Source organism: Thermovirga sp., from assembly GCF_017656375.1.
Lineage (GTDB): Bacteria > Synergistota > Synergistia > Synergistales > Thermovirgaceae > Thermovirga.
This window is the reverse complement of record NZ_JACDOB010000012.1, coordinates 42,599-49,883: the sequence shown is the minus strand read 5'-3', so window position 1 is coordinate 49,883 and position 7,285 is coordinate 42,599. Positions and strand designations below refer to the sequence as shown.

General features: G+C 45.7%; 5 protein-coding genes. 2 read left to right on the top strand and 3 right to left on the bottom strand.

Annotated elements, in window-relative coordinates; translation table 11 throughout:
* Positions 1–13: 13 nt before the first annotated feature.
* The 3 genes from H0Z23_RS05365 to H0Z23_RS05355 are packed head-to-tail and all read right to left on the bottom strand — an operon-like array spanning position 14 to position 3,325.
* Positions 14–1,429 (bottom strand): FAD-linked oxidase C-terminal domain-containing protein, encoded by a 1,416-nt coding sequence (locus H0Z23_RS05365; protein WP_296867989.1) that lies wholly within the window; start codon positions 1,427–1,429, stop codon positions 14–16.
* A complete protein-coding gene (locus H0Z23_RS05360; RefSeq protein WP_296867987.1) occupies positions 1,426–2,442 on the bottom strand; it encodes an electron transfer flavoprotein subunit alpha/FixB family protein in 1,017 nt (338 codons plus the stop codon). Before H0Z23_RS05360 ends, H0Z23_RS05365 begins: the two co-directional genes overlap by 4 nt.
* Positions 2,435–3,325, bottom strand: a complete 891-nt coding sequence (locus H0Z23_RS05355; protein WP_296867985.1) for an electron transfer flavoprotein subunit beta/FixA family protein — start codon at positions 3,323–3,325, stop codon at positions 2,435–2,437. Before H0Z23_RS05355 ends, H0Z23_RS05360 begins: the two co-directional genes overlap by 8 nt.
* 174 nt (positions 3,326–3,499) lie before the next feature.
* Between H0Z23_RS05355 and typA the strand changes: the two genes are divergently transcribed.
* Positions 3,500–5,380 (top strand): translational GTPase TypA, encoded by a 1,881-nt coding sequence (gene typA / locus H0Z23_RS05350; protein WP_296867983.1) that lies wholly within the window; start codon positions 3,500–3,502, stop codon positions 5,378–5,380.
* A 410-nt stretch (positions 5,381–5,790) separates the two neighbouring features.
* Positions 5,791–7,242 (top strand): sodium:solute symporter family protein, encoded by a 1,452-nt coding sequence (locus H0Z23_RS05345; protein ID WP_296867982.1) that lies wholly within the window; start codon positions 5,791–5,793, stop codon positions 7,240–7,242.
* Positions 7,243–7,285: the final 43 nt, after the last annotated feature.

The window sequence follows — 7,285 nt, the reverse complement described above, 5'->3', positions numbered from 1 at the left end:
AATTAAAAACGCATCAGTCAACCAATTTACCAGGATTCAATATCCCTTTAGGATCGAAAACTTTCTTTATGCCCTTTATAAGCCTTATTTGCGCTTCATCAAGGAACATGCCTATATACTTTTTTCGCTTGAGTCCTATGCCATGTTCCCCAGAAAGGGTTCCGCCAAGCTTTTTTGTTGCTTCATAAAGATCTACCCTGGCTCCTTCTATAGCTTCATGCCAATCTGCTCGGTCTTCACCGGCCAGAAGATTGATGTGAACATTGCCATCTCCAGCATGGCCATAATTTGCAGCCTCAAGGTTCCACTTTTGGCAAACCTCATCCACTGCCTTTATTAGTGCAGGGACTTCCCGTATTGGCACAGAAATATCCTCTTTTGCGTACTTGGTATAAAAAGCCATAACCGCTTCCGCTATACCCTTTCTAGCTTTCCACAGCTTTTCCCTGAAATTACGATTATCTGCAACAAAAACTTCCAAGGCTCCGTTTCCCAGACACATATCTCCAACTTTCTCATATTCATCAGCCAAAACCTCAGGATCCCTTCCTTCTAACTGTATTATCAGATGGGCTCCGGCATCATCAAATGGAAGAGAACTTCCAAGATATCTGGACACTATCTTTAGTGCTCTTCTGTCCATGAATTCCAATGCCACAGGAACTATTTTTGCCTCAGTTATAACTTTTGGCACAAAGGATATAGCGTCCTCCACTTTTTCAAAGGGGACTAAAAGATCCACTATCCTATCCTGCAAAGGGACAAGTTTAAGTATGATCTTGGTCACTACACCCAAGGTGCCTTCTGAGCCCACCATAAGATGTACTAGGTCCAACCCAGTAACATCCTTTCGTCTCTTCCCTCCAAACCATGTAACTTCACCAGAGGGCAAAACCACCTCAAGGCCCAACACGTTGGCTCCAGTGGTTCCATACTTTATGACCTTATTACCTCCAGCATTCTCTGCCACATTGCCTCCTATGAAGGATGCATCTCCACTACAAGGGTCACCTGCATACTGCAGAGAATGCTTCATGGCTGCCACCTGAATCTCTGAAGTTACAACACCAGGCTCCACCGTAACGGTAAGGTTTTCTAAGTCTAATTCCAGAATCCGATTCATCTTTTCAAAAGACATAATTATCCCACCATAAGCAGGAACAGCACCTCCTGAAAGCCCAGTACCAGCCCCTCTGGGAGTCACAGGAATAATATTCTCGTTTGCGTAAGCCATGATCTTGGAAACGTGCTCTGTGCTCTCTGGGAAAACTACTACATCGGCACAATATTCCCGATCCCAGAACTGCACTCCCACCTCGTCCCTAGAATATGTGAGCCTTTTTTCTTCATCTGTAGATACATTATGGGAACCCACAATTGCACGTAGGTCCTCTATTACCTTATCTGTCACAGGCATGAACGTAGTCACTGCTCTTTTCCCCCTTCTGCCTTTATTTTCTCTATTAACCTGGGGACTATATCGAAAAGGTCGCCACAAAAGGCTATATCAGCCACCCTGAAAATGGGAGCCTCTGGATCTTTATTTATGGCCACTATAAAATCTGCTGTCTGCATTCCAGCAAGATGCTGCACCGAGCCAGAAATCCCTATAGCAAAATAAACCTTTGGAGAAACCACCTTACCGCTCAATCCCACCTGGTGAGGATAGCTTATCCACTTATTGTCCACGGCTGCACGACTCGCTCCAACTCCTCCACCAAGTACAAAGGCCAATTCCTCCAATAGCTTGAAATTTTCTGCCTTTTTGAGCCCTTTACCTCCAGAAACTACAACATCCAAATCCTGTATATTAACGTCCAACCCTTCCTGAACTTCTTTCCCCACAATCTCAATAGAGCTCTTTAGAAGCTCTTCTGGAAGAGTTAGATACTTTACTTGTGCTTTACGTCTCTTATCAGGCTTGGGGACAGGAAACGTCCTGGGCCTGACCGTAGCCATTTGCGGCATGTGATTTGGCGTTTGAATCGTAGCCATGATGTTTCCGCCAATTGCCGGCCTTGTCTGAAGGAGAAGACCGGTATCTTTGTCTATATCAAGGCCAGTACAGTCCGCCGTAAGGCCCGTATGTATTTTAGCTGCCACAGCAGGCATGTAAGTTCTACCCGAGGTTGTGGCTGGAGCTAAGACTATCTGAGGCTTCCTCTGTTCTATCAAATAGCTTATAATATTTGTATATATCTCTTGATTAAAAGACTCAAACTCCTCCCCAACGGCACATAAGACTACGTCTGCTCCCCACCATGAAAGGTCCTCCACGGAACGATCTACATGGTTATACATCAACAAAGTTGTAACCTTGGCGCCCAAAATATCTGCCAGCTTCCTTGCCTTGGCCGTGAGCTCTATTGTCGCGGAATGAAGGATTCCTCCCCTGACTTCTCCTACTACTAAAATTTCGCTGGAAGAATTATTCCTATGCATTGCCCTTTCCTCCATCCAAGAGGCCCCTGGAGTGAAGCTCCTCCAAAAGATGTTCTATGCCCTTATCCAAATCTTTGCCTTTGTAAAAAGCACCTTCTCTGGTTACTTTAGGATAGAAAATTTTCACTACTCTCGTCGGTGAACCCGAAAGTCCCACCTCCAAAGGAGACAAGTCTATTTCTTCATGACTCCACTTAACGACATTAAATCTTCGAGCTTTTTTCTTCCCACTTAAGGTCGGCATTGAAGGTTCATTGAGATCTCTTAGGACCGTCAAGAGGCAGGGTAAAGGGAGCCTCTGAATCTCCACACCATCCTCCACTGTTCTGTGTACTACAGCAAAATCTTTTTCGATGGCCAGACGGCTAACATAAGTGCTGAAAGGCAACCCTAGCATAACTGCAACCTCCGGGCCTACCTGCCCTGTTTCACCGTCAGTTGCCTTTTCGCCTGCAAGGATAAGATCATGAGGGCCTGCCTTACTTAAAGCCGCCGCGAGGGTCTTAGCAGTAGCCCAGGTATCGGCTGCCGCGAAACAAGGGTCCGTAAGCAAGAAAACTTCATCGACTCCAAGGGCCACCGCCTCTCTTAGAGCTTCTTCAGCCTGAGGGGGTCCCATAGAAAAAACTCTCACCTTGCCTCCATGTTTTTTTCTCAAATCTAATGCACACTCAATGGCATGAAGGTCAAGAGGATTGATGATAGCCCCAACTCCTGATCTGACCATCGTCCCTTTCTCTTCATCCATCTTTACTTCATCCGAATCGGGAACCTGCTTTACCAAAACAGCAATATGCACTTTATCACTTCCTTTTCTTGCTAACGCTTTCGCCAAATAACCAAAATGTTCAACGACAAAGTATACCTCATTGTAACTCAACATTCCACACCCCTCTCCAAGAAATGCTACGTTGTGGAAGTGGGGGCAATTGGCTGCAAATACCGTATATTATGGCTTTTTCTGAAAATTGCAGTATAATACACCTTTGTTTGGTTTGTTTGGCTTTACGATGGGCCATAAACTTGCAAGTTACACCATCAGGAAGGAAGGAACTGAATGAGAGATATATCTAAAATAAGGAATGTCGCCATAATAGCCCACATTGATCATGGCAAAACTACATTGTTGGACTCAGTCTTCAAAGCAGCTAAGCTCTTTCGAGACAACGCCAGAGTAGAAGAGCGCATCATGGACAACAACGTCCTGGAACGGGAAAGGGGCATAACAATACGGGCAAAGCACTGCTCCGTAGAATGGAAAGACTACCTCATAAACATAATTGATACTCCTGGACATGCTGACTTCTCAGGAGAGGTAGAACGCATTATATCTATGGTTGATTCTGCCTTGCTTTTGGTAGATGCCAACGAGGGGCCTATGCCTCAAACCCGTTACGTACTAATGCGAGCCCTAAAAGCAGGGCTAAGGCCCATAGTTGTAGTGAACAAGGTGGACCGTCCAAATGCAGCTATAAATGAAGCATTGAACGCCACTTTCGATCTTTTTCTCGAACTAGGCGCCACTGAAGAGCAGGCAGACTTCCCCGTCCTGTACGGCTCAGGACTTCACGGCTGGTTCGTGAGGGATTTGGAGAAAGACAACCCCGAAGGCATGGACGCCTTATTTGAAACCATAATAAACTTCGTACCTCCCCCACAGGGTGACATCAATAAGCCTTTTCTCATGCAGGCCACAAGCATAACATGGAATGATTACATAGGCCGGGTAGGGTGCGGAAGGATAGTCCAAGGAAAGATCAAAAAGGGCGACGTAATAATAAGGACCAGCACGGCCTGGAAGGATATAGATAAAACCCAATGGGAGATAACCGCTCAGGAAAAGGCAAAGATCACCCACCTGTGGCTGACAAAAGGCTTCAAACTAACTGAAGTAGAAGAAGCCTCTGCAGGTGACGTTGTGTGGATAGCTGGTCCAGAGGACATATCCATAGGAGACACTCTCTCATTCGAAGAGAACGCTAACCTTCCTCTTCATCCTCTAGAAATAGAAGAACCAACAGTTTCCATGTTCTTTTTGGTAAACAATGGCCCCTTCGCGGGCAAAGAAGGCAGAGCTGTCACGTTAAGACAAATAAAAGAACGCCTCATGCAGGAAGCCAGGGTAAACGTGGCCTTAAAAGTAGAGGATATTGGAAGGCCAGATGGATTGAAAGTGTCAGGTCGAGGGGAATTACATCTTGCCATTCTCATAGAGGAAATGCGAAGAGAAGGCATGGAGCTCTGCGTGTCAAGGCCAGAAGTAATAACAAAACGGGACGAAAATGGGAACCTATTGGAACCCATGGAGCAGCTGATAATAGATGTCCCAGAGGAATACCAGGGCGCGGTTATAGAAAAAATTTCCAGACGCAAAGGGGAATTTACAAGCGCTCATAACTTAGGGACAGGCCTCATGAGACTAGAATTTAACATCCCTACCAGAGGCCTTATAGGTTATCGAACGGAGTTTCTGACAGACACCCGCGGCCTTGGAATAATGTCCTCTCGTTTCATAGGCTATGACCTGTGGCGAGGTGAAATATCGGGAAGAAACAGAGGCTCAATGGTAAGCATGGATAACGGTGAAGCTACAAGCTACCAGCTCGAGAACTTACAGCAGAGAGGAACTCTTTTCATATCACCTATGGATAAAGTCTACGAAGGTATGGTCATAGGAGAACATTCAAGAGCCAACGACCTTCCTTGCAACCCAACAAAGAAAAAACACGTCACTAACCATCGCTCCTCCACAAAGGACAATACCGTTATCCTGGACGTACCCAGAAAACTAACCCTTGACGCGGCCTTAGAGTGGATAGCGGAAGATGAGCTAGTGGAAGTAACCCCACTTTCCGTGAGGGTTAGGAAAAACATACTGAACCACGAAGCTAGGAAAAAAGCTTCGAAAAGGGCAAAAAGCCAAGAAAGCGCAGCATAAAAGCCAAAAGAAACGAAATATAGGCCCTTCTACAACAAATGCAAATTTACACGTTGACAAATGAGGACACAGATGATAGTCTGCTTTGTAATTTAACATACAATATGAGCACGGAGGACAAAATGGCCACTTCGCAAGCTTTCGTTTTTAATTACTATTATTACTTGTACTTTACCCCGCATCGAACCGATTCGGGCGAGGTTGGCTGTTGCATGAAAGCAGGGTAAGTGCAAGAAAACACCTACAGCTTTCAAATCCGCCTTCCCGATCGGGGAGGCGGATTTTTTTATCTTAATGGAGGTGACAGGCATGCATCAAATTGATAGCTTCATTATTTTTTCAATGGCCGCCATTGCAGCAGGGATACTTTTACCCATTTGGATGCTCATTTCAGACAGGGGGGATAAGTCATGATTAACCTTTCAATATGGCTGATTTACGGAATTGCTTTAGTGTTTCTAGCCCGATGGTCCAAGGGACACGACGTATTATTGCCAGGAAAGGTAGGCGTTTTAATACAGGCTCTTGCATATGTGGCAACTTACGTCTCAGCTGTAGCGCTTGTTGGCTTCTCTGGCTTATGCTACAGGTATGGCTTGCAAATGTTGCTTATAGCAGCAGGTAACATGTGGCTTGGAACATGGTTTGTATATCGCTTCCTGGCCTGGCCCACCAGATTATGGCAACGGAAACTGAAAGCCCGCACCCCAGCAGAAATGTTAGGTACTGCAGCTGATTCCAAGCTCTTTAGAATTTACTTGGGCGGCTTATCCAGTGCCTTACTCATAGTATATGCATCGGCGGTATTCAAGGGAGCCGCATACATGTTATCAGGAGTTACGGGGCTATCGGTCACCATCTGCCTTTGGAGTTTGATTCTGGTAGTAGCCTTAAGTGTATCCTGGGGTGGGTTAAGAGGCGTCCTATACACCGAGGCCCTTCAGGGAGGAATAATGCTTGTAGGAGTCCTTGCCTTGCTTTTTGCTACATTACGCGCAGTAGGAGGCCCTATAGAAGGGATAACAAGCCTAGCATCACTAGATGCTACCCAACATGCAACCAACGGTTTTACGGCTTTAAGCTCCGGCCAAGGAGGGCTTTTTATATTCTCTCTGGTTTCCGTCACATCCATAGGAGTCTGGGCTCAACCTCAGCTTATACAAAGGCATTTTGCCCTAAAAAGCCCTAAAGAAGCAAAAAGGGTAATCCCCTTTGCCATGCTCAGCATAGGAATAGTTGTAGGAGGAGCATATTTCGCTGGCGCTCTCTCAAGATTGGTTCTAGGACCAGAAGTAAAATCAGTAGATTCAGTAATCCCCCTTTTGGTCTCAAGGCTCCTTCCTAAGGTGGGAGGGCAAATATTCGCCATAGCTATAGTCTCAGCATCTTTATCAACAGCCTCTGCATTGCTTCATATCGTTGCAGCAGCAATAACTAACGACATCTTGCACAGACGTCCCAACAATCTAATATGGAAAGCCTTAGTGGCTTCCTGTGCGATCCTTTCTGGCATCTTCGCTACAAAAAATTCTCAAATCATAGCTATGATTTGCACAACCAGCTGGACCCTTCTGGCCTCTGCTATTCTCATTCCGTACCTCGCATTACTAATTTTTGGGGACAACTTAAAGAAATTAACCTTCTGGGGAACCTCTTTGAGTGGGTTGGCACCAGCTTTAGCGTGGTACGCTTTAGCTTTCGCCCCCACATCTCAGAAAATCATGAATCTCAGCGCCCCAGGAATCATAGGCAGCATACATCCCTTCTTTGTAGGAATCGCCTGTTCCATGTTGGGCTTTGGTTTCTTCATGACTCTTGAGAAGGCCTTTAGCAAAATTCCTTTAATGGATAATGAGGCATAGCTACAACGAAAAAGGGGCGCAATCTCAAATTACGCCCCTTTTT